At 65.0% G+C, this 21,152-nt stretch carries 19 protein-coding genes; 12 read left to right on the top strand and 7 right to left on the bottom strand.

From position 1 onward, the window contains the following. Positions 1 to 127 precede the first annotated feature (127 nt). From JYK05_RS25585 to JYK05_RS25575, 3 genes are all read left to right on the top strand, one after another. Positions 128 to 511, top strand: coding sequence for a hypothetical protein (locus JYK05_RS25585; RefSeq protein WP_206470642.1), 384 nt, complete (start codon positions 128 to 130; stop codon positions 509 to 511). Positions 512 to 673: 162 nt separating this feature from the next. After that, on the top strand, positions 674 to 1,570 hold the full coding sequence (locus JYK05_RS25580; RefSeq protein WP_175945873.1) for a fructose bisphosphate aldolase: 897 nt from the start codon (positions 674 to 676) through the stop codon (positions 1,568 to 1,570). A 236-nt stretch (positions 1,571 to 1,806) separates the two neighbouring features. Beyond that, positions 1,807 to 2,022 carry a hypothetical protein gene (locus tag JYK05_RS25575; RefSeq protein ID WP_175945875.1) on the top strand — a complete coding sequence of 72 codons (216 nt, stop codon included), beginning with the start codon at positions 1,807 to 1,809 and terminating at the stop codon, positions 2,020 to 2,022. 25 nt (positions 2,023 to 2,047) lie between these two features. On the opposite strand, the gene JYK05_RS25570 is transcribed toward JYK05_RS25575, so the two are convergent. Beyond that, entirely contained in the window at positions 2,048 to 2,989 is a 942-nt protein-coding gene (locus tag JYK05_RS25570; protein ID WP_175946215.1) for a LysR family transcriptional regulator, read from the bottom strand. Between the two features lie 111 nt (positions 2,990 to 3,100). Here JYK05_RS25570 and JYK05_RS25565 point away from each other — a divergent pair, with 111 nt between their 5' ends. The 7 genes from JYK05_RS25565 to JYK05_RS25535 all read left to right on the top strand — a co-directional run bounded on the left by JYK05_RS25565 (position 3,101) and on the right by JYK05_RS25535 (position 10,440). Then, positions 3,101 to 4,612 carry a CoA-acylating methylmalonate-semialdehyde dehydrogenase gene (locus JYK05_RS25565; RefSeq protein ID WP_206470641.1) on the top strand — a complete coding sequence of 504 codons (1,512 nt, stop codon included), beginning with the start codon at positions 3,101 to 3,103 and terminating at the stop codon, positions 4,610 to 4,612. Between the two features lie 96 nt (positions 4,613 to 4,708). Beyond that, positions 4,709 to 5,833 (top strand): nitronate monooxygenase family protein, encoded by a 1,125-nt coding sequence (locus tag JYK05_RS25560; protein ID WP_206470640.1) that lies wholly within the window; start codon positions 4,709 to 4,711, stop codon positions 5,831 to 5,833. Positions 5,834 to 5,921: 88 nt separating this feature from the next. Next, positions 5,922 to 6,872, top strand: coding sequence for a TauD/TfdA family dioxygenase (locus tag JYK05_RS25555; RefSeq protein WP_206470639.1), 951 nt, complete (start codon positions 5,922 to 5,924; stop codon positions 6,870 to 6,872). Between the two features lie 35 nt (positions 6,873 to 6,907). Next, complete coding sequence (locus JYK05_RS25550; protein ID WP_206470638.1) at positions 6,908 to 7,984, top strand: ABC transporter substrate-binding protein; 1,077 nt, start codon at positions 6,908 to 6,910, stop codon at positions 7,982 to 7,984. 29 nt (positions 7,985 to 8,013) lie between these two features. Further along, entirely contained in the window at positions 8,014 to 8,841 is an 828-nt protein-coding gene (locus JYK05_RS25545; protein WP_206470637.1) for an ABC transporter permease, read from the top strand. 9 nt (positions 8,842 to 8,850) lie between these two features. Further along, a complete protein-coding gene (locus JYK05_RS25540) occupies positions 8,851 to 9,654 on the top strand; it encodes an ABC transporter permease (protein WP_206470636.1) in 804 nt (267 codons plus the stop codon). Positions 9,655 to 9,666: 12 nt separating this feature from the next. Continuing rightward, on the top strand, positions 9,667 to 10,440 hold the full coding sequence (locus JYK05_RS25535) for an ABC transporter ATP-binding protein (RefSeq protein WP_206470635.1): 774 nt from the start codon (positions 9,667 to 9,669) through the stop codon (positions 10,438 to 10,440). Here JYK05_RS25535 and JYK05_RS25530 read toward each other — a convergent pair. The 6 genes from JYK05_RS25530 to JYK05_RS25505 form a co-directional block, all read right to left on the bottom strand. Continuing rightward, on the bottom strand, positions 10,437 to 12,824 hold the full coding sequence (locus JYK05_RS25530; RefSeq protein ID WP_206470634.1) for a penicillin-binding protein 1A: 2,388 nt from the start codon (positions 12,822 to 12,824) through the stop codon (positions 10,437 to 10,439). The two genes, JYK05_RS25535 and JYK05_RS25530, sit on opposite strands and share 4 nt — an antisense overlap. 41 nt (positions 12,825 to 12,865) lie before the next feature. After that, positions 12,866 to 13,207, bottom strand: a complete 342-nt coding sequence (locus tag JYK05_RS25525; RefSeq protein ID WP_206470633.1) for a zinc ribbon domain-containing protein YjdM — start codon at positions 13,205 to 13,207, stop codon at positions 12,866 to 12,868. 85 nt (positions 13,208 to 13,292) lie between these two features. Next, positions 13,293 to 15,077 carry an alpha,alpha-trehalase TreF gene (gene treF, locus JYK05_RS25520; RefSeq protein WP_206470632.1) on the bottom strand — a complete coding sequence of 595 codons (1,785 nt, stop codon included), beginning with the start codon at positions 15,075 to 15,077 and terminating at the stop codon, positions 13,293 to 13,295. An 87-nt stretch (positions 15,078 to 15,164) separates the two neighbouring features. Then, positions 15,165 to 16,622, bottom strand: a complete 1,458-nt coding sequence (locus JYK05_RS25515) for an efflux transporter outer membrane subunit (protein WP_206470631.1) — start codon at positions 16,620 to 16,622, stop codon at positions 15,165 to 15,167. Positions 16,623 to 16,641: 19 nt separating this feature from the next. Then, positions 16,642 to 18,219: an MDR family MFS transporter gene (locus tag JYK05_RS25510; protein WP_206470630.1), complete on the bottom strand. Its 1,578-nt coding sequence runs from the start codon at positions 18,217 to 18,219 to the stop codon at positions 16,642 to 16,644. Then, positions 18,212 to 19,342 (bottom strand): HlyD family secretion protein, encoded by a 1,131-nt coding sequence (locus JYK05_RS25505; RefSeq protein ID WP_206470629.1) that lies wholly within the window; start codon positions 19,340 to 19,342, stop codon positions 18,212 to 18,214. Before JYK05_RS25505 ends, JYK05_RS25510 begins: the two co-directional genes overlap by 8 nt. A gap of 166 nt (positions 19,343 to 19,508) precedes the next feature. Between JYK05_RS25505 and JYK05_RS25500 the strand changes: the two genes are divergently transcribed. Beyond that, positions 19,509 to 20,162: a TetR/AcrR family transcriptional regulator gene (locus JYK05_RS25500; protein ID WP_206470628.1), complete on the top strand. Its 654-nt coding sequence runs from the start codon at positions 19,509 to 19,511 to the stop codon at positions 20,160 to 20,162. 220 nt (positions 20,163 to 20,382) lie between these two features. Then, complete coding sequence (locus JYK05_RS25495; RefSeq protein WP_241270105.1) at positions 20,383 to 21,075, top strand: heme-binding protein; 693 nt, start codon at positions 20,383 to 20,385, stop codon at positions 21,073 to 21,075. Positions 21,076 to 21,152 lie beyond the last annotated feature (77 nt).

Raw genomic sequence — 21,152 nt, 5'->3', positions numbered from 1 at the left:
CGGCCGTGCGGCGCGCGGCGCGACTGCTTCTCGTCGTACTTTTTGTGCGAATGTTGTGACATGACAACGGAAAACCGGCGGCGCTCGGGCTAACATCGTCCGCACCTCATTGCCGAGAGAGGCATGTGTGAGCACGGGCCACGACGATCTCGCCGCATGGAACCGCCAGCGCACCGTCACGCTGGCGCTGGAACTGGCCGATAGCGGCCGCTACGAGAATTTCGCCGACATCGCCTACGCGCTGCAATTCGAGCACGGAATGGCTTCCGCGCAGGCGCTCATCGACCATCCGGACATGCGCCGCCAGCTGAACGCGCGATGCGCCGATGCCCGCGACGCGCTCTTTCCCGAAGCGCCGGAAATACCGCAGGCGCCGGAACAGCCGGAATCGCTCCCGGTGCAATCCGCCACGCCGTCATTCTTGCGCCGCGCCGCCAGCGCGCTCCGGCGAGCGGGCGCAAGCACGGCAGAGCCTGTCGCGCCCGGCGACCTCAATTCCGCTGCTTCCTGATCTTTCGGCGCGAAAACGCCCCGCGAATGGCCGCAACGCCGGGGATTTGGCGGATTTGCACGAGAAAGCCACGCCTCAAAACCATTAAACTTGAAGGAGTTGAACCAAAAGCCCGGACCGTGCTCGCGCGCTCCGGTGTTTGAACTTTGAGGAGGAATGCTCGTGGCTAACGAGAAGATGCTGGCGCAGATGGCGGAAAAGCAGGGTTTCATCGCCGCTCTGGATCAAAGCGGTGGTTCGACGCCCGGCGCGCTGCGTCAATACGGAATTCCGGATGACGCCTACAACGGCGACGCCGAAATGTTCAAGCTGATGCACGACATGCGCGTGCGCATCATGACCGCGCCCGCCTTCACGGGCGACAAGGTGATCGGCGCGATCCTGTTCGAACGCACGATGGACGGCGAAGCCGAAGGCAAGCCGGTGCCCACGTTCCTGTGGGAAGACCGCGGCGTCGTGCCGTTCCTGAAGGTCGACAAGGGCCTCGAAGCCGAGGCCGACGGCGTTCAGGTGATGAAGCCGATTCCCGGCCTCGACGAGCTGCTCCAGCGCGCCGCGAAGCTCGGCGTGTTCGGCACGAAGATGCGCTCGGTCATCCATCAGGCGAACGAGAAGGGCATCGCGGCGGTCGCGCAGCAGCAGTTCGAAGTAGGCGCGCAGATCATCGCGCAGGGTCTGGTGCCGATTCTCGAACCGGAAGTCTCGATCAAGAGTCCGGACAAGAAGGGCGCGGAAAAGATTCTGCGCGACGAGCTGCTCAAGGGGCTGGACGCACTGCCGGAATCGAGCAACGTGATGATCAAGCTCACCATTCCGGACGAAGCGGACTTCTATCGGCCGCTGATCGAGCATCCGCGCGTCGTGCGCGTGGTCGCGCTGTCGGGCGGCTATTCGCGCACCGACGCATGCAAGCGCCTCGCCGAGAATCACGGCATGATCGCGAGCTTCTCGCGCGCGCTGATCAACGAGCTTCAGAAGTCGATGAGCGACAGCGAGTTCAACGCGACGCTTGCGAAGTCTATCGACGAGATTTACGAGGCGTCGGTCGAGAAGGTCTAAGCATCGACTGACTGCTTTCACGAAAAACGCGCCCCTTCGTGGGCGCGTTTTTCATGGCAGGCCCCGTGCGCAATCCATCCGATTATTAACTGGGGTTTGCCGTTGTTGTGGCGCGTATGCTCGGTCCCTATACTTCAACATATGGGACACGAGCCGCGAGACGCAACGCGTTTCGCCAGCTTGCGGTCGTCATTCGTCACGGCACCGCGTGCCGAACCATAGCCGACGCCCTCACTATGAACGATCTCGCCTGGGGCCTATTCTTTTTGGTCTCCTCACTATCGGCGGTTGCACTGCTTTCCTGCACGATCGCGACCTATCTCGACCTCTGGCATCTCCCTGACGACCGGCTCGACGAAGAGCGCTTTCGCGTTCTGCGCTCGACGTGGTTCTTTTACGCGAGCGCGTGCACCTGCCTCACTTCGGTGGGTTGCCTGCTCTATGTGACGTGATCCACCGAACGACGCAGCGACCGCCTCAAAGCGGAAAGCCGCCCGCGAAAGCCTCGCGCAGGTACCCGATGAATAGCGCGACGGCGCGCGGCACATGCGTCGCATAGGGCCGCACCACGTAAAGCTGATCCGCGAACGCGCCCACGGGCCGCCAGTCCGGCAGCAGCACGACGAGCTTGCCGGCCTGCACCGCCGCTTGCGCCGTGAAGTCGGGCAATAGCGCGATGCCGAGATCGTCGAGCGCCGCATCGCGCAGCAATTCGCTGTTGTTCGCCGAGAACGCGCCGTTGATCGCGAGCGTGAACGGTCCCGCCGTGGTCTTGCGCGCGCCCTTGCGCACGAACGACCAGATGCTCGCGGCTTGCGTGCGCGGATAGTACAGGCAGTCGTGCACGGCGAGATCGGCGGGCGTGGCGGGCGTGCCGCGCCGCCGCAAATAGGCGCGCGTCGCGACGATCACCGAATGCGTATCGCACAGCTTCCACGCGACATGCGTTTCCGGCGCCTGCGCGCTATGACGAATGGCGAGATCGAAGCCTTCAGTCGCAATCGACGTCAGCCGGTCCGACGCCTCCAGTTGCACGCGCACTTCCGGATGCGCGTGCAGAAAGCCCGCGAGCTTCGGCACAATCTGCTGCCGCGCGAAAGCCACCGGCGCCGTCATACGAATCAGGCCGCGCGCCACGCCCGCCATCTCGCGCACGCTCGAAAAACTCGTCGCAATCTGCGCGTACTGTGCGCGCGTATCGTCGACGAGCCGGCGGCCCGCTTCCGTGAAGCGCACGCTGCGCGTCGTGCGCGTGACGAGCGGCACGCCGGCCGCGCGCTCCAGTTCCGCGATGCGCTGGCTCATCGCCGCCTTGCTCACGCCCAGCCGCGCCGCCGCCGCCGTGTAGCTGCCTTGTTCGGCGAGCACCGTCAGCCAGTGCAGATGCGTCCAGAGCGCCTCGATCTTTTGCTCGTCCATGCGCGGATTGTTTGCCATAGTGAACAACGAGTTCAATCATAGCGCCTTTGCACGGCTCGATTCGCTTCCTACACTTGTCGTATTGCCGAAACGTTCGAGACAGGAGACGAAATGCAAGCCTTCAACGATACCGCCGATGTCGTCCACTACATCCACGGCGAGCGGGTGAGCGGATCGGGCGCGCGCTCGCAGCCCATCTTCAACCCCGCGACCGGCGAGCGTCCGCGCAAGCTCGTGCTGGGCGAAGCGGCGGACGTCGAAGCGGCGGTGCAAAGCGCGAAGGCGGCGTTTCCCGCATGGCGCGACACGCCGCCCATCCGCCGCGCGCGCATCATGCAGCGCTTTCTCGAACTGATGAATCAGCACCGCGACGAGCTCGCCGCGATCATCACGGCCGAGCACGGCAAAGTGTTCACGGACGCGCAAGGCGAAGTGACGCGCGGCATCGAAGTGATCGAATTCGCGTGCGGCATTCCGCAACTGCTGAAAGGCGACTTCACGGAACAAGTCTCCACGGGCATGGACAACTGGACGCTGCGCCAGCCGCTCGGCATCGTCGCGGGCATCACGCCGTTCAATTTTCCGTGCATGGTGCCGTGCTGGATGTTCCCGGTCGCCATTGCAACGGGCAACGCGTTCATTCTGAAGCCGAGCGAGCGCGATCCGTCCGCGTCGCTCTTCATGGCGAATCTGCTGAAGAAAGCCGGCTTGCCCGACGGTATCTTCAACGTCGTTCAGGGCGACAAGGTCGTCGTGGATGCGCTGCTCGAACATCCGGACGTTCGCGCGATCAGCTTCGTCGGCTCGACGCCTATTGCGAACTACATCTACGAAACGGGCGCGAAGCACGGCAAGCGCGTGCAGGCGCTCGGCGGCGCGAAGAATCATATGGTCGTGATGCCGGATGCGGATATCGACCAGGCCGTCGATGCGCTGATCGGCGCGGCGTACGGCTCGGCGGGCGAACGCTGCATGGCGATCTCGGTCGCCGTGCTGGTGGGCGATGTCGCCGACAAGATCGTGCCGCGCCTCGCCGAACGCGCCCGTCAGCTCATCGTCAAGAACGGCATGGAGCCGGACGCGGAGATGGGCCCGATCGTCACGCGCGCCGGGCTCGAACGCATCGAAGGCTATATCGCGATGGGCGTGGACGAAGGCGCGCAACTCGTCGTCGACGGGCGCGGCCTGAAAGTGCCGGGTCACGAAGACGGCTTTTTCACGGGCGGCACGCTGTTCGACCACGTGAAGCCGGAGATGCGCATCTACAAGGAAGAGATCTTCGGGCCGGTGCTCGCGTGCGTGCGCGCGAAGGACTTCAGCGAAGCGGTGGATCTCGTCAACGCGCACGAGTTCGGCAACGGCGTCGCATGCTACACGCGCGATGGACACATCGCTCGCGAATTCGGCCGACGCATCGAAGTGGGCATGGTCGGCATCAACGTGCCGATTCCGGTGCCGATGGCATGGCACGGCTTCGGCGGCTGGAAGCGTTCGCTCTTTGGCGACACGCATGCTTACGGCGAAGAAGGCGTGCGCTTCTATACGAAGCAGAAGTCGATCATGCAGCGTTGGCCCGAAAGCACGGAGAAGGGCGCGGAATTCGTGATGCCGACCGCGAAGTAATATTTAAGTGCATGAACTGGGCGCCCGCTGACTTCTCGGAATTCAGCGGGCGTTGTGCGTTGTGCGTGCCGGTTGACCGCGTGAGAGGACATTCGAATGACTCAGCAGACCAGACACAACACCTTGATGCCCTTGCTCGGCATCACGAAGCCGATCATTCAGGCGCCGATGGCAGGCGTGAGCACGCCCACGCTCGCGGCGGCCGTATCGAATGCGGGCGGGCTCGGCTCGCTCGGCGTCGGCGCGATGAACGCGGAAGGCGCGCGCAACGTGATCCGCGAAACGCGCGCGCTGACAGACAAGCCGTTCAACATCAACGTGTTCTGCCATCGTCCGGCGCAAGCGAACGAGGCCGTCGAGAAGGCATGGATCGCCTGGCTCGCGCCGCTTTTCGCGCAGTACGACGCCACACCGCCGCAAGAGCTCGCCGAAATCTATACGAGCTTCGTCGTCGACGTTGCCATGCTGAAGGTGTTCGTCGAAGAGAAGCCCGCCATCGTGAGCTTTCATTTCGGACTGCCATCTAATGATGCGATAGACGCGTTGCGCAAGGCGGGCATTACGCTGATGGCCGCCGCCACCAACCTACGCGAAGCGGAACAAGTGGCCGCCGCGGGCATGGATGCGATCATCGCGCAGGGCGTCGAAGCGGGCGGGCATCGCGGCGTCTTCGACACCGAAGCCGACGACGACCGTATCGGGACGTTCGCGCTCACGCGCCTGATCGCCCGCAAATTCGACGTTCCCGTGATCGCGGCGGGCGGCATCATGGATGGCGCGGGCATCGCGGCGGCGCTCGCGCTCGGCGCGCAGGCGGCGCAAATGGGCACGGCCTTCGTGCCTTGCACGGAGACGTCGATCGACGCGGGTTTTCGCCGCGCCATCCTGAGCGATGCCGCGACTCGCACAACATTCACAGCAGCGATCTCGGGTCGGGCCGCGCGTGGTCTCGTCAACAAGTTCACGGAGCTGGGCCGCAGCGCGGACGCGCCTGCGCATCCGGATTATCCGATCACCTACGACGCCGGCAAGGCATTGCACGTGGCGGCGAAGGCGAAGGGCGAGTTCGGCTACGGCGCGCAGTGGGCGGGGCAAGCGGCGGCGCTCGCGCGCGAGATGCCGGCTGCGGAACTGATGGCGCAATTGAGCGCGGAACTCGAAGAAAGCATCGGCGAACTTCAGCAATACGCACATGCTTTGCGCATGACATCGACGCTGTAAAGCTAAGTCGAAACGCTTCGTTGGTCAGGCGGTGGCGAGATGCTTCAATGTTTTCTCCCAACCGACACCAAGATCAACGGAGCCCACGATGTCCGATACCGTTTCGCTCGCCAACGAATCTTCCAGCGACACCGCACGCCAGCCCGCCACGTCACACGAGCCGTTTCAGGTCCGCCCGATAGGCGGGCGCATCGGTGCCGAAGTGCGTGGCGTGACGCTCTCGGCGGATCTCGACGATACCGCCATCGGCGTCATCAACGCGGCGCTGCTTCGTCATAAGGTGCTGTTCTTCCGCGGCCAGTCGCATCTCGACGACGCCGCGCAAGAAGCCTTCGCCGCCCGCTTCGGCGAAACGGTCGCGCATCCGACGGTGCCTTCGCTTGCAAGCGGCAGCCGCCTGCTCGAACTCGACTCGAAGCACGGCGCGCGCGCGAACTCGTGGCATACCGATGTCACATTCGTCGATGCCTACCCCAAGATTTCGATTCTTCGCGGCGTGGTGATTCCGCCCGCGGGCGGTGACACGGTCTGGGCCAACACGGCCGCCGCATACGAGCACTTGCCGCAAGCGTTGCGCGAACTCGCCGACAGCTTGTGGGCGCTCCATACGAACGCCTACGACTACGCCGCCGCGCGCAATACGCCGGACACCGAAGCGGACCGCGAGTACCGCCAGCAGTTCACCTCCACGCTGTACGAGACGGAGCATCCGGTGGTGCGCGTGCATCCGGAGACGGGCGAGCGCACGCTCGTCCTCGGCCACTTCGTGCAGCGTTTCATCGGCTTGTCGCAGCGGGATTCCGACCGGCTGCTCGCGATCTTTCACGATCACATCACGCGTCTGGAGAACACCGTGCGCTGGCGCTGGACGCAGGGCGACGTCGCGATCTGGGACAACCGCGCGACGCAGCACTACGCGGTGAACGATTACGGCGACGCGCATCGCGTGGTGCGGCGCGCGACCGTGCATGGCGATGTGCCCGTAGGCATCGACGGACGCACGAGCCGCATCGTCAAGCGCGAGACGCGCACGCATTGATCTTTGCCGACGCCCTCCACTTTAGCGATCAAGCGATGAAATCGAGCAGACTCTCTGTCCTCATCACACGCAGTGTGGCCGCGTGGTTCGGCGCGGCTTTGTTATGCGCCGCGCATGCGGCGCAGCCCGACGTGGTGCGCATCGGCGTCGCGCAGCAAGGCATGGGCGATCCCCCGACGTTCGGCGGATCGCCTGCCGCGACCGCGCAATTGCAGCATCGTGTGGAAGATGCGTTGAAGCCCGAGCACATCAATGTGCAATGGCTCTTCTTCAAAGGCGCGGGACCTGCCGTGAACGAGGCGCTCGCGAACAAGCAGGTCGACTTCGCGTATCAGGGCGATTTGCCCTCGGTGCTCGGACGCGCCAACGGGCTCAAGACGCATTTGCTACTCGCGTCGAACGTGCGCACCGGCGTTTATCTCGCGGTGCCGCCGGACTCCGACATCAAGGGCGTGAAAGACCTGAAGGGCAAGCGCGTCGGAATATTTCGGGGTACGAATCTACAGCTTGTGACGGACAACGTGCTCAAGGAAAACGGACTGAGCGAGCGCGACCTGCGCGTCATCAACCTCGATACGGCGGCGGCGCAGGCGGCGCTCGCGTCGAAGGGCGTGGATGCGGTGTTCCTCGACTATTCGCTGTTCAAGTTGCAGCGTCAGGGGCTGGCGAAGATCGTCTACGCGTCGCGCAATGACGGCTTGCAACTGACGCGCCAGGCGCATCTGCTCGTGCTGGAAGACTTCGAGCACGCGCATCCGGATACGGTGCAGAAAGTGGTGACGGCGGTGGTGCAGGCGGCGCAATGGTCGTCGGATGAAGCGAACCGCAACGCGCTCTTCGCGCTGTGGGCGAAAAGCGGCGTGCCGGTCGAATCATGGCAGGCCGAGTATGCGAACCAGCCGATGAAGGAACGCATGTCGCCGCTCATCGATCCGTTTCTGGTCGCGCGCTATCAGGCCGTCGCCGACGACGCGCTGCGCCTCAATCTGATCCGTCAGCCCGTCAGCGTCAACGGCTGGTTCGAGCCGAAGTATCTCGACGAGGCCATCAAATCGCTGAAGCTCGATGCCTACTGGCCGCGCTTCGATGCGTCGGGCAAGCCGCAGGCGTGACGCGCTCAACCTTCACGGAGAACAGGCTCATGGCGAACACACTGTCCCGCGCGTTGCCCACGGCCGAGCGCGCCCGCTCTCGCGTGTTCAGCGCGCAGACGCTGCGCGCGGCCGGATGGACCGCGCTTCCCTGGCTTTTGCCCGTTGTGTGCGCGGTGTTGTGGGTGCTCGGCGCGCGCTTCGGATGGATTTCCGCGCAGGTCTTGCCGGCGCCCGCGCTCGTCTTCGAAACGCTCGGCGCGCTCGCCAAAAGCGGCGAGCTATGGACGCATCTGGCCGCGAGCCTCTCACGCGTGGCGGTCGGCTTCATCGGCGGAGTTGCGCTCGGCGTCGCGCTGGGTGCGGCGCTCGGTCTGTCGCGCTCGCTCGAAGCGTATGTCCTGCCGAGCTTCAATGCGATCGTGCAGGTGCCCGTGCTCGGATGGCTTCCGTTCCTGATGATCGTCGTCGGCATCGGCGAGCCGTTGAAGTATCTGCTGATCGGCCATGCTGCGCTCGTGCCGGTCACGCTGAGCACGCTTCAGGGTTTTCGCAATACGCCGCCCGCGCTGCGCGAAGTCGCGTCCGTGTATCGCTATTCGCGCTGGCAGACCATTCTTCACGTCACGCTGCCCGCCGCCATTCCGATGATCGGCACCGGCGTGCGCCTCGCGTTCACGAAGGCGTGGCTGACGCTCGTTGTCGTGGAACTCGTCGCGTCGTCCGAAGGGCTCGGGTATCTGATCGTGTACGGCCGCCAGCTTTTTCAGCTCGATCTCGTGTTGGCGTCGGTGCTGATCGTGGGCGCGATCGGGTTCATCGCGGACCGCTCGCTCGGCGCGGTGGAACGCAGGCTGAATCGCTCGAACGCGGGTTAAGGAGCCGACATGTCTACACTCGAACTCGAAGCCGGAACGCCCGATAAACCCCGTACCGCCGGTCCGCAAAGCTGGCGCGGCGTCGTGCTGCCGCTCGCGGCGCTCGCGCTCTGGTGGCTCGTGTCGCGTCACGCGCAGCCCGGCCACGGCGTGATGGTCTCGCCCGCGCAAGTGCTTCATGTCGCGCTCGAACAGGCGAAAAGCGGCGCGCTTGCGCGTGCATTGTCGGCATCGCTCGCGCGGGAATTGACGGGCTTCCTGATCGGCACCACGCTCGGCCTCGCGTTGGGCGCGCTGCTCGGCATCTCGCGGCTCGCGCATCGCGCCATTGCGCCGAGCTTCGACACGTTCAAACAGGTGTCGCTGTTCGCGTGGATTCCGCTCATCTCCGTGTGGTTCGGACTCGGCGATGTCGCGAAGGTCGTCTTCCTCTCGCTCGCCGCGCTGGTGCCGGTCGTCGTGCATACGAGCGACGGCATTCGCGCCGTGCCGCCGCAATGGACCGAGGTCGCGCGCACGTTCGGCTACAGCAAGCTGCAAATGCTCGCGCATGTGGTCTTGCCCGCCGCGTTGCCGTCCGTCTTCACCGGTATCTACCTCGCGCTCATCTACTCGTGGCTCGCCACGCTCGGCGCGGAGTATCTGCTGGTCGCGGGCAGCGGCATCGGCAATACGCTCGTGGACGGCAGCGAGCAGTTTCGAATGGACCTCGTTCTGTTCGGCGTCGTCGTCGTTGGAATAACGGGCTGGGCGCTCAATGCGCTCGCCCGCGCGATCCAGCGGCGATGGTTCGATGCATCGCGCTATGTTTGAGGAGAACAACGAATGGAAGCGATAGCAGCGCAGGACGGCAGCCTCGCCTTGCGGCACGTGAGCAAGCGTTTCGCGGGCGACGACAGCGCGCCCGTGCTGGAACGCATCGATCTGAACGTGCAGAGCGGCGAGTTCGTGAGCATCGTAGGCGCGAGCGGATGCGGGAAGTCGACGCTCTTGCGGCTCGTCGCGGGCCTGGATGACGCTTTCGAAGGCGAAATCGACTTCGACGGCGCGCGCGTGGTCTCGACGGATTTATCACGCGGCATCGTGTTTCAGGATCACCGCCTGTTTCCGTGGCTCAATGTGGAACAGAACGTGGCGGTGGCGCTGCGCAACGCGCGCTTGTCGAAGAGCGACAAAGCGAAGGCCGTGGCCGAGCACATCGCGCTCGTCGGGCTGCGCGGGTATGAGCGGCACTTTCCGCACCAACTGTCGGGCGGCATGGCGCAGCGCGTGGCGATTGCTCGCGGTCTCGTCAATCGGCCGCGCCTGTTGCTGCTCGATGAACCGTTCGGCGCGCTCGATGCGCTCACGCGTGCCCGCATGCAGGACGAACTTCAACGGATCTGGGCCGCCGAGCGGATCACGATGGTGCTCGTCACGCACGATGTCGAGGAAGCGGTGCTGCTCGCGGATCGCGTCGTGGTGATGCAGGCGCGGCCGGGACGCATCGCCGACATTGTCGATGTCGACGTGCCGCGTCCGCGAGCTCGCACCGATGCGCGACTCGCGCGTCTCAAAGACGATATCGTCGCGGGGTTCTTCTCGGAAGCCGGGCTTTAAGGTTCGGTGGCGGATGCCGCCGCAGGCGCTTCGCTCGCGGCCGCGGCAGGCGATGCGGTCGAAGCAGGAAGCAGCGGCGGTTCGGCGGGAAGGATCGGCGGCTGCGGTGGCTGCGGCGGCTCCTCCGTCACTTCGGCCGCCGGTTGCGCAGGCGCACGCTTGACACGCACCGGCTTGTGCACCGCCGTCTGCGCGGGTTTCTTCCCGAACGTCTCGTCGATCCATCCGCGCAGTCGCGTGACGAAAGTCTGCCACGCGCTCGGCGGCGCCTGCGTGTCGAAGCGCGCGCGCGAGTCGATCAGATGCGAGCGCAACGCGCGCTGCACGAAGTCGCCGACCATCGGCAACGCGCTATGCGCGCCTTGTCCCCAGTAGTCGCTGCGCAGCGTCACGCGGCTGTCGTTGAAGCCCACCCACGCGCCCGCCACCAGCTGCGGATGCATCAGAATGAACCAGCCGTCCGCGTTGTCCTGCGTCGTGCCCGTCTTGCCGGCCACATCACCGCGAATGCCGAAGCGCGTGCGAATCGCTGTGCCCGTGCCGCGATTCACGACATCGCGCATCACGTCGACGAGCTTGTGCGTCGCGTCGACCGACAGCGCGCGCTGCGGCGTGCTTTCGAACTGCGCGAGCACGTCGCCCTTGCGGTCCTCGATGCGCGTAACGAGTAGCGGCTCCATGTAATTGCCGTTGTCGGCGATGGTGCCGTACGCCGAGACCATCTCCTTCAGCGTCACCGGACTCGTGCCGAGCGCAAGCGACGGCACCACATCCAGATGACTCTCGCGCACGCCCATGTCCCGCGCGAGGCGTGCGACGCGTGCCGGCCCGACCGACTGCATCAACTGCGCGGTGATGCGGTTCTTCGAAAACGCGATGCCGTCGCGCAGGCTGACCGGGCGGCCGCTCGGCGGCGCTTCGTCGGTGGGATGCCAGGTCTCGTTGCCCTTTACCGGAATGGTCACGTCCTGATCGATGAACGTATCCGTCGGCAACGCGCCGCGCTCGAACGCCGCGCCATAGACGAAGGGCTTGAACGTCGAGCCCGGCTGGCGGCGCGCCTGTTGAACGTGGTCGAACGGGTCCTGCGTGAAGTCGCGGCTGCCGACCCACGCCTTGATCTGCCCGTTGCGCGGATCCAGCGCGAGGAACGCGGCCTGCACGCGCGTCTTGTTCTCGCAGACGTTGCGCATGAACGCGCGGTCCGCCATCAGATGCTTGATGGCGTCCGCGTCGGTCGCGCCGGCATCGCGGGCGGCGCGGTATTCGCTCGTCTCTCGCACGAACGCGCGCGCGAGATCGGCGTCGGCGTTCGCGCATCCGCCGTGTCCGTTCCACGCGGCGTTGGCGATCGACTGCAACTGATTGCCCTGCCACGTGAGCGCCTGCGTGGCCATCGACTGAAGGCGCGAGTCGATGGTTGTGCGTACGACGAGGCCATCCGAATAGATATTGAAGTCGTTGTCGTCGGCCCACGCGATCAGCCACTTGCGCAACTGCTGCGCGAAATGGGGCGCGCGTCCCGGCTCTTCGGTCTGCCGCTCGAAGTCGATGCGCAGCGGCCGCTTCGCGAGCGCGTCGAGCTTCGCGGGCGGAAGATGTCCGAAGCGCACCATCTGCCCGAGCACGATGTTGCGGCGGTCGAGCGCGCGCTCGGGATTGATCACCGGGTTGTAGTAGCTGTTGCCCTTGAGCATGCCGATGAGCGTCGCGCTTTCGAGCACGTCGAGCTGACCCGCGGACTTGCCGAAGTACGTGCGCGCGGCCATTTCGATGCCGTAGGCGTTGTACAGAAACGGCACCGTGTTCAGATATGTTTCGAGAATCTCGTCTTTCGAATAGACGGCTTCGATCTTGAACGCGGTGATCGCTTCCTTGAGCTTGCGCGTGAGCGTCTGCGACCGGCCGATTTCATCGGGATACAGATTGCGCGCGAGTTGTTGAGTGAGCGTCGAGCCGCCCTGGCGATCGCCCGAGAACGTGTGCAGCGCCGCCGACGCCGTGCGCCGCCAGTCGATGCCGTGATGCGAGTAGAAGCGCCGGTCTTCGGTGGAAATGAGCGCGTCGATGACGTACGGCGAGACCTGCTTCACGCTGACCCATTCGCGATGCGTCGGCTTGAATTCGGCGAGCAGCTTGCCATCGGCGGAAAGAATCTGCGCGGGCTGATCCACCTTGGCCTTGCGGATATCGCTGATGCCGGGCGTGAACGGAATCAGCGCGAGCACGTACAGCACGAAGAGCGCCGGCAGCAGAAGAAGCGTACGCGGCCGGACGTGCGGACGCAGCCGGGCCGCGAGACGGGCGAGCATCGCGCGGGCGATGGCTTTGAATTCGGACGCAATCAAGACGAAACGGCGGGGCGCGGCGTGGAAAACACGCATCGTAACGCATCTTTACAATGCGCTTGCCGCCGTTCAAACGCTCAGGCCTTGCGCACGAACTCCGATTTGAGGCTCATCGCGCCGAAGCCGTCGATCTTGCAGTCGATATCGTGGTCGCTATCCACGAGGCGGATGTTCTTGACCTTCGTGCCCATCTTGATGACGCCGCCCGAGCCCTTCAGCTTCAGGTCTTTGATGACGGTGACGGTGTCGCCGTCGTTGAGCACGTTGCCCGCCGAATCGCGATAGACCTTCGCGGATGCTTCGGCAGCGGTGTCTGCGCTTGCGGTCCATTCGTGCGCGCACTCCGGGCAGACGTACGCGCCGCCGTCTTCATACGTGAATTGTGAATGGCAGTGCGGGCAAGGGGGAAGTGCGTTCATCGGTTGTCCTTCGGGCCGTGCGTGGCGAAAAAGCGCGTGAGTATAGCGCCGCGCACGATCCCGAATTCCGACGATCCTAAGTCGCTTATTCCCCGCTCGGCGTCGGCGCCAGCCGATGCGTATTCTTCGACGCCTTCGCCGCCGAAGCCGCCGCGTCCGCGACGCCGGCCGCGCCGGAAGGGACATCGACCGGACGGGTGGTCGCGCCTGCCGCCGACGGATACATGACCATCAACGTGCGCAGTACGCCGTTGGTCCAGCCGAAGCCGTCCTGCAACGGATACTCGCCGCCGCCCGCCGCGGTCGATCCCGCTTTCGCGTCCACATCGTATTTCTCGACGAGCTTGCCGGTGTGCTGGTAATACGCGACGTTCGTCTGAATCCAGCGCTCCGCGATTTGCCGCGCGAGCGCGGACTCGCCATAGCGGCGCAGGCCCATGATCGCGAGGTATTGCAGCGGCGCCCAGCCGTTGGGCTCGTCCCATTGCTGGCCGGAGCGCACGGTCGTTGTGGCGAGGCCGCCCACGCGCAGCAACTTCGCGCGAATCGTCGATGCCACCGCGCTCGCCTGCGCTTTGGTCGCGATGCCCGCGTACAGCGGATATACCGTCGCGGCGCTCAGGCGATGCGTGAGCGCATGCGCGACGAAATCGTAATCGCCGAACGCGTGCAGTTGCGGGTCCCAGAGATGGCTGCGGATCGCCTGCGCCCGCGCGAGCGCGCGTTGTTCGAAGTCTTCGGCTTGCGCGGCATCGCCTTTCACGCGATACGCCCGCGCCAGCGTGCGTTCGAGATCGTAGAGCAGCGCGTTGAGATCGACCGGCGCGAGCGACGTGACTTCGATCGTCGCGAGCGACTTGCCGTCCGAGAACCAGCGCGAACTGAAGTCCCAGCCGGTTTCGCCGCCCGCGCGCAGATTGCGCCACAAGTCTTCCGAATTGCGTTGCGGCATCTGTTTCGCCGTTTCCACGTCTTCACGATACGACTCGTCGCGCGGCGTGGCACGGTCGTCCCAATAGCGGTTCAGGAGCGTGCCGTCGGACAGGCGCACGACATGCCGATACGCCTCGCCGGGCGCGACCTTGTTCTCGCCGTCCATCCAGTACGCGTATTCGCGCGCGAGTTCGGGCAGATAGCGCAGATACGCGCTGTCGCCGTCGGTTTCCGCCGCGAGCTGAACCATCTGCGCGAAGAAGGGCGGCTGCGAGCGGCTCAGATAGTAGCTGCGGTTGCCGTTCGGAATATGCCCGTATCGGTCGATGAGCGTCGCGAAGTTATCCAGTTCATTCTTCATCAACTCGCGCTGCCCGCTTTGCCGCAGCCCGAGCATGATGAAGTACGAATCCCAGTAGTAGATCTCGTCGAAACGGTCGCCCGGCACGACATACGCATACGGCAGCGGCAACAGCGATGACCACGGGCTCGCGTTCGCATCCGGGTTGCGGCGCAGAACGGTCCAGAGCGTGTCGATATGCTGGGTCACGCTTTCGTTCGGGTCGGACGCGTAGCCCTTGGTTTCCCGCTGCGGCAGCGTGAAGTGCGAGCCGACGAAGCGCGCGAGATCGAACGGCTGCGTCCGGTTCGCATAGTCGATCATGACTTGCTGCGGCGACACGTTCGGCGTCATGTCGGCGAAGGTCTTGCTATCGGGATAGACGTGCGCGAGTTGCACCTCGCGATACAGGTCGCCGTAGAGCTCCGACGGCGGCAGCGGCGACGAGGCGGGCGCGCTCGCCGCCACGGCTGCGGACGCGGCTTGTATTTCGCTTTGTGCTTGCGTGGCGGTTGAGAACGCCGCGGCGCTCGCCGCGATCAGCAATGCGCGTGTAAGAGTGGTGAAGCGTGTGGCAGGGTGTTTCGCTCGATGCATTCGATTCTCCGCGTGATGCCGGAAGCACAGGGTTCAAGACTGAACGCTGTCGCAAGATGCATTCCGCAGAGCAATCGAATGTGTTTGTCAGGAAGTCGAGTCCGACGCTTGCTGCCAGCCGAGGCCGAGACTCTTTTGCAGCGACACGAAATCTTTCAGCAACTCGGCGCGCGCCGCGACGACGTCCTGTTGCGCGGCGAACTCGGTGCGCTGTGCGTCGAGCAAGTCGATGAGCGTGGAAACGCCAGCTGTGTACCGTTGACGCACGAGCGTAGCCGACCGCTCCGACGACGCCTGCACTTCCTGAAGCCGCACGACATGCTCGCGCTGATTGCCATAACGCGAAAGCGCCGAGTTCGCGTCCTTCAGCGCGGCGAGCGCGGTTTTGCCGTAACGCGCCTCGGCTTCGTCACGCGATGCCTTCGCTGCATCGACGCTCGCCGCCGTGCGACCGAAATCGAGCACGTTCCATTGCAGATACGGCACGCCCAGCCACGAGAAGTTCTCCTTGCGAATCAGATGCCCCGGATCCGCCGCCGAGAATCCGATATCGCCGAGCAGCGAGACCTTCGGAAAATAATCCGCGATATGCTCGCCGATCTGCGCGTTGCTCGATGCGAGACGCCGCTCCGCCGCGCGAATATCCGGGCGCTGCTGCAGCATCGTCGCGGGATCGCCGATCGGAACCGACGCGGGCAGCGCCGGCAGCGGCGCGGGCTGCGCGAGTTCGACATCGAGCGCGCCGGGCACGCGGCCCGTCAGCACCGCGAGTTGATCCAGCGAGTCGGTAATCTGCACTTGCAGCGGCACGAGCGTCGCGCGCGTCGTGTTGACCTGCGTGTTCAGGCGCTCGACATCCACTTCGGCCGCCGTGCCGCGTGCGCGGCGCTGCTCGGTCAACGTGAGCATCTGCTGCTGATAGTCGGCCGTGCGCTGCGCGAGCGCGAGCCGCTCTTGCTCGTCGCGCAAGTCGATATAGGCGGACGCGACCTCGGCGGCCAGCGACACTTGCGTATCGGCGAGATCGGCCTGCACGGCTTCCGCTTCGCCCGATGCCGCTTCGATCGCGCGGCGCGTGCCGCCGAAGAGGTCGATCTCCCACGATGCATCGAAGCCGACGGTGTAGAAGTCCAGCGGGCCACGGCCGCCCGAGCCTTCCGATCCGCCGAGGATGGCCGTGTCAGGCGAGCGCATGCGCAACGCCGCCGCGGACGCCGAAGCCTTCGGCAATGCGTTCGCGCGTTCCCCGCGCAATTGCGAGCGCGCCTGGCGCAAACGCGCCTGCGCCATCTTCACGTCGAGATTGCCGGCGAGCGCGGCGTCGATCAGCGCGTCGAGTTGCGGGTCGTTGAGCGAGCGCCACCATGCGGCCGGCGCGCGCGTGGCGAGCACGCCCTGTGACGGCGCGCGCACGAACGCGCCGCTTTGCACGGATTGCGCGGCGACCTCGGGCGCGCCGTGATAGTCGGGTCCGACGGTGCAGGCCGCGAGCGCGAGCGCCGCGAGCGGCAGCAGGCGCGTGAAACCAGAATGAGAACGGGACATCGTGTGGAGATTCATTGCTTCAGTGTCCGGCGGACGGCGCTTCGCCGGGTTTGAACGACGGTGTTTTCAGCAACATCGCGAGCGGCAGGCAGGCGAGCAGCGCGATGGCGAGCACATAAAACGTTTCGGAGTACGTCATGACGACGGCTTGCTGGCCGATCTGCATCGAGAGTTGCCCGAGCGCCTGCAACTTCGCGTGCGCCATGTCGCCGGTCTGCGCGAAGAAACTCGCGGCGCTTCCGGCGATGCGCTCCTGCCCGATGACCGAATTCGCCGTCACGGATTCGCGGATGGCCGCGTTATGAAAGTCATTGCGCCGGTCGATCACCGTGCCGAGAATCGCGAGCCCGACCGAGCCGCCGAGATTGCGCGCCATGTTGTAAAGCCCGGCGGCATCGCCCGATTCTTCGCGCGACACCGCGGCCATCGACGCCTGATTGAGCGGCATCATCGCGAGCATCTGGCCGATGCCGCGCAGAATCTGCGACCAGAAGAAGTCGTGGCCGACGCTTTGCGCGGTCAGCGAAATGTCCAGCAGGCAGCTTCCTGCGAAGCAGAGAAGGCCCGCGATCACGAGCACACGCGAGTCCACCTTGCCGAGCAGGCGCGGCAACACGGGCATGATGAGAAACGCGGGCACGCCGGAAATCAGCATGATGGAGCCCGACTGCAGCGCGTTGTAGCCTGCCACGATGCTCAGGAACTGCGGCAGCAGAAACGACACGCAGTAGAGTCCGGCGCCGACGGCGAAGACGATCAGAATGACGCTCGCGTAGCGCGGATTGCGCAAGAGCGAGAGCCGCACGATCGGGCGCTTCGCAATCACCTGCGACACGGCGATCAACACCATGCCGAACGCGGCGACGCACGAGAGCAGCACGATCTCGCTCGATTCGAACCACTGATTGCGCTGGCCTTCTTCGAGCACGACCGTGAGCGAACTGAGCCCGATAGCGAGACCTGCGATGCCGATCCAGTCGGCCTTGAAGAACGCGTCCCACTGCGACTTCTCGGACGGCAAGCCGGAAAGCAGGAGCGCCACCAACGCGACGCCCACCGGCAAGTTGAGAAAGAAGCACCACGACCACGAGATGTTTTCCGCGAGCCAGCCGCCGACCACCGGCCCCATGAGCGGCCCGAGCAGCACGATCAGGCCGAAGATGGTCATGCCCACCGGCATCTGTTCGCGCGGCAGCCGCGTGCGGATGATGGTCTGCGCCGTGGGAATCATCGCGCCGCCGGTGAAGCCCTGGCCGATGCGGCCGGCCACCATCATCGGCAGTGAATGCGAAAGGCCGCAGATGGCGGAGAACATCGTGAAGAGCACCGCGTTGCCGAGCAGGAAATTGCGCAGACCGAAGACGCGCGTGAGCCACGCGGCGAGCGGAATCATCACGATCTCCGACATCAGATAGCCGGTGGAAATCCACGTGCCTTCGGTGCCGGTCGCGCCGATTTCGCCCTGGATCTGCGGCAGCGCCGAGTTCGTGATGGAGATGTCGAGCGTGGCCATCAGCGCGCCGAGCGCGCCGGCGGTCACGGCGATCCAGTCCGTCGCGGTGGCGCGTGCCGGCGCGTTCGCGCGAGCCTCAGTCATGACGATTCTCGGCTGCGATGCGCTTGCTGTCATCGGTGGCCGACTTCGTGTCCACGTCGACGGTCACGGACAGCCCCGGCAGCAGGACCTGACGCGTTTGCGGCCCGGTGTCGATGCGAATGCGTACCGGCACGCGCTGCACGATCTTCGTGAAGTTGCCCGTCGCGTTCTCCGGCGGCAACAGCGCGAACTGCGCGCCGGTGCCGGGCGAGAAACTCTCGACGACGCCGTGCAGCTCGGTGCCCTTCAGCGCATCGACGTGCAGCGTCGCCGGCTGACCGATGCGCATGCGGCCCACTTGTGTTTCCTTGAAGTTCGCTTCGAGATACACGCTCTGCACCGGCACTACCGTCATCAGACGCGTGCCCGGCTGCACGTACTGGCCGACGCGCACGGTGCGGTCGCCGACGCGCCCGGCGAGCGGGCTGTACAGCGTGGTGTCGTTGAGATCGAGCTTCGACTGGTTCACCTGCGCCTCTGCGGCTTCCATCTGCGCGCGGGCCTGCACGATCTGCGCTTCGGTCGCGCCGATTTGCGTGGCCGCCGAGCGTGCCGCAGCCAGATTCGCGGCGAGCGTGGCGCGAGCCTGATCGCGCGTGCTCACGAGGCTCGCGAGCCGCTCCTCGGTTTCCGCCCCGGTGGCGACGAGCGGCCGATAACGGCGCACGTCGTCTTCAGCATGCGCGAGGCTCACGCGCGATACCTCGGCTTGCGCTTTGGCCTGATCGGCATTGGCGTGCTGCTGCTTGAGTTCGGCCTCGGCGCGCTGGATGTCGGCGGCGCGCGCATCGAGCGTGGCCTTGGCCTGATCGAGCGACGCCTGATACTGGCGCGTATCGAGCCGCGCGAGCGGTGCGCCTGCCGCCACCGCCTGATTGTCGGCGACGAGCACGTCGGTCACGTAACCGGCTACCTTCGGCGCGATGGTCACGCTGTCCGCCTGAAGATACGCGTCGTCCGTGCTCTCGATGAAGCGGCCGACCGTCCACCAGCGCAGTCCCCAGATCAGGCCCGCGACAATGGCGATGATGCCGACGATGAGCAACAGCACGCGTCGCCGCGACGATTTGCGTTGGGTCGACTCGTTCGATTCGCCGCCCTGTGCAGGCGCTGTAACTGCCATGATTTCTCCAACCTCGATATGACCGCGCTGCAAGGCGGCCGTAATGAACCTGCATCCGATGGCGCGGCCGCGGCATTCGCGCGGCACGCTCGCCAAACTAGACGGCATCGTCTAGTATGCATGATTGTAGACGGATGCGTCTAGTTTCGTTCGACAAGGAGACCCGATGACGAAGTCACACGATCACGACCCGCTTGCGCCTGAACGCGCCAGCAGCGCGCGTTCGCCATTGCAGGCGCGCGGGCGCGCGCGCATCGAGTCGGTGCTCGACGCGACGGCCGATCTGATTGTGGAGAAAGGTCTCGCGGGCGTGACCATGCATGGCGTGGCACGCAGCGCGCAGACGCCGATCGGCTCGATGTATCACTTCTTTCCGGACCGCGAGAGTCTGTTGAGCGCGCTTTGGGATCGACACAAGGCAGCGATGGGCGAGATCGACGACGCGCTCGATAAGATCGATACCGAGACGTGGCGCACGTTGTCGTCGGAGGCGGTGATCGACCGCATCATGACGCCTTACATCACGTATCTGGAGCAGCACCCTGACTGCCTCATCCTTATGTCGGTCATGCCGCACGACGACAAGACCAAGCGCGAGTCCGGCACGCTCAGAAAGGTGATCGACGTGCGCATGGCGAGCGTGAAGCCCGCCGAGCGCGCGCTTTACGTCGACATGTTGCGCGCGCTCGCGAGCGGCGCGCTCGCCATCAAGCTGCGTCCCGCGATGGGCGACGTGCAACTCGCGAAGCGTTATCTGCGCGAGGTCAAGCGGGCGCTGGCGGCCTATCTCGCCGTGGTGGAAGCGTCGGTGTCGGGCTGACTTTCTTCCGATTACAGCGCGCTTTCTACGAGCCTTGCGTAGGCAGCGCGCTCTTCTTCGTTCAGGGTTTACGACGAAGAAACAACGTTCGTTCTATTCACTAAGGCATCCTATCTTGTTAGGCAGCGATCGGTTTAGTGCTTCACTCGTGTAGTTAAATCGTGAATACGTCGGGAGAATCGCCATGCGCATGATCGCGTCTTACTCGTTGGCCGCCGCAATGTCCGTTGCACTCGTGTCGCCGCTCGCTCACGCGTACGGCTACGACGACTATCCGCAGGGACGTTGCATGCTTCCCCAAGGAACCGTCTCGCTGGTCGAGAATCAACTGGCCAAAGTCGTCAATGCGGGCGACGGCAACGGCGGTATCTTCAAGCCGAACCGGATGTGGGCCGCGGTCGTGGATCGCGAAGGGCACTTGTGCTCCGTCATCAAGACGGGCGACGCGTGGCCCGGCAGTCGCGCCATCGCGATTGCGAAGGCGTACACGGCGAACGGCTTCTCCAACGATGCGCTCGCGCTCTCCACGGCGAATCTTTACGCGGCCACGCAGCCGGGCGGCTCGCTCTACGGTCTGAACAACTCGAATCCGTTCGATGCGCGCTTTCTGGAACACGGCAGCGGCATCGGGCGCACGCTCGGCGGCGTGATCACCTTCGGCGGCGGCGTGGCGCTCTATGCGGGCGGAAAGGTGATCGGCGGTCTCGGCGTGAGCGGCGACAGCGCCTGCGCCGATCATGCGATCGCATACCGCATGCGCAAGCTCGCGGGACTCGGCAACGTGCCGCGCGGTCAGGGGCCGAACAACACCGACAACATCATCTATTCGACGGGCGCCTCGCCGATGGGATTCGAACATCCCCACTGCTTTCCGACCGATCTGAGCCCCGCCGCCATCGAGTCGACGCGCTGAATCCGCATTGCCTGTCAGGGCGGTGCGCGAACTCCGGGCGGGCGCCGGTAAAATACGAGCCTTGCCCGCCGACTGGC

The sequence above is a fragment of the Caballeronia sp. M1242 genome, assembly GCF_017220215.1.
Taxonomy (GTDB): Bacteria; Pseudomonadota; Gammaproteobacteria; order Burkholderiales; family Burkholderiaceae; genus Caballeronia.
Note: the sequence above shows the minus strand (reverse complement) of the source record. Positions and strands in the feature narration are given on the sequence as shown.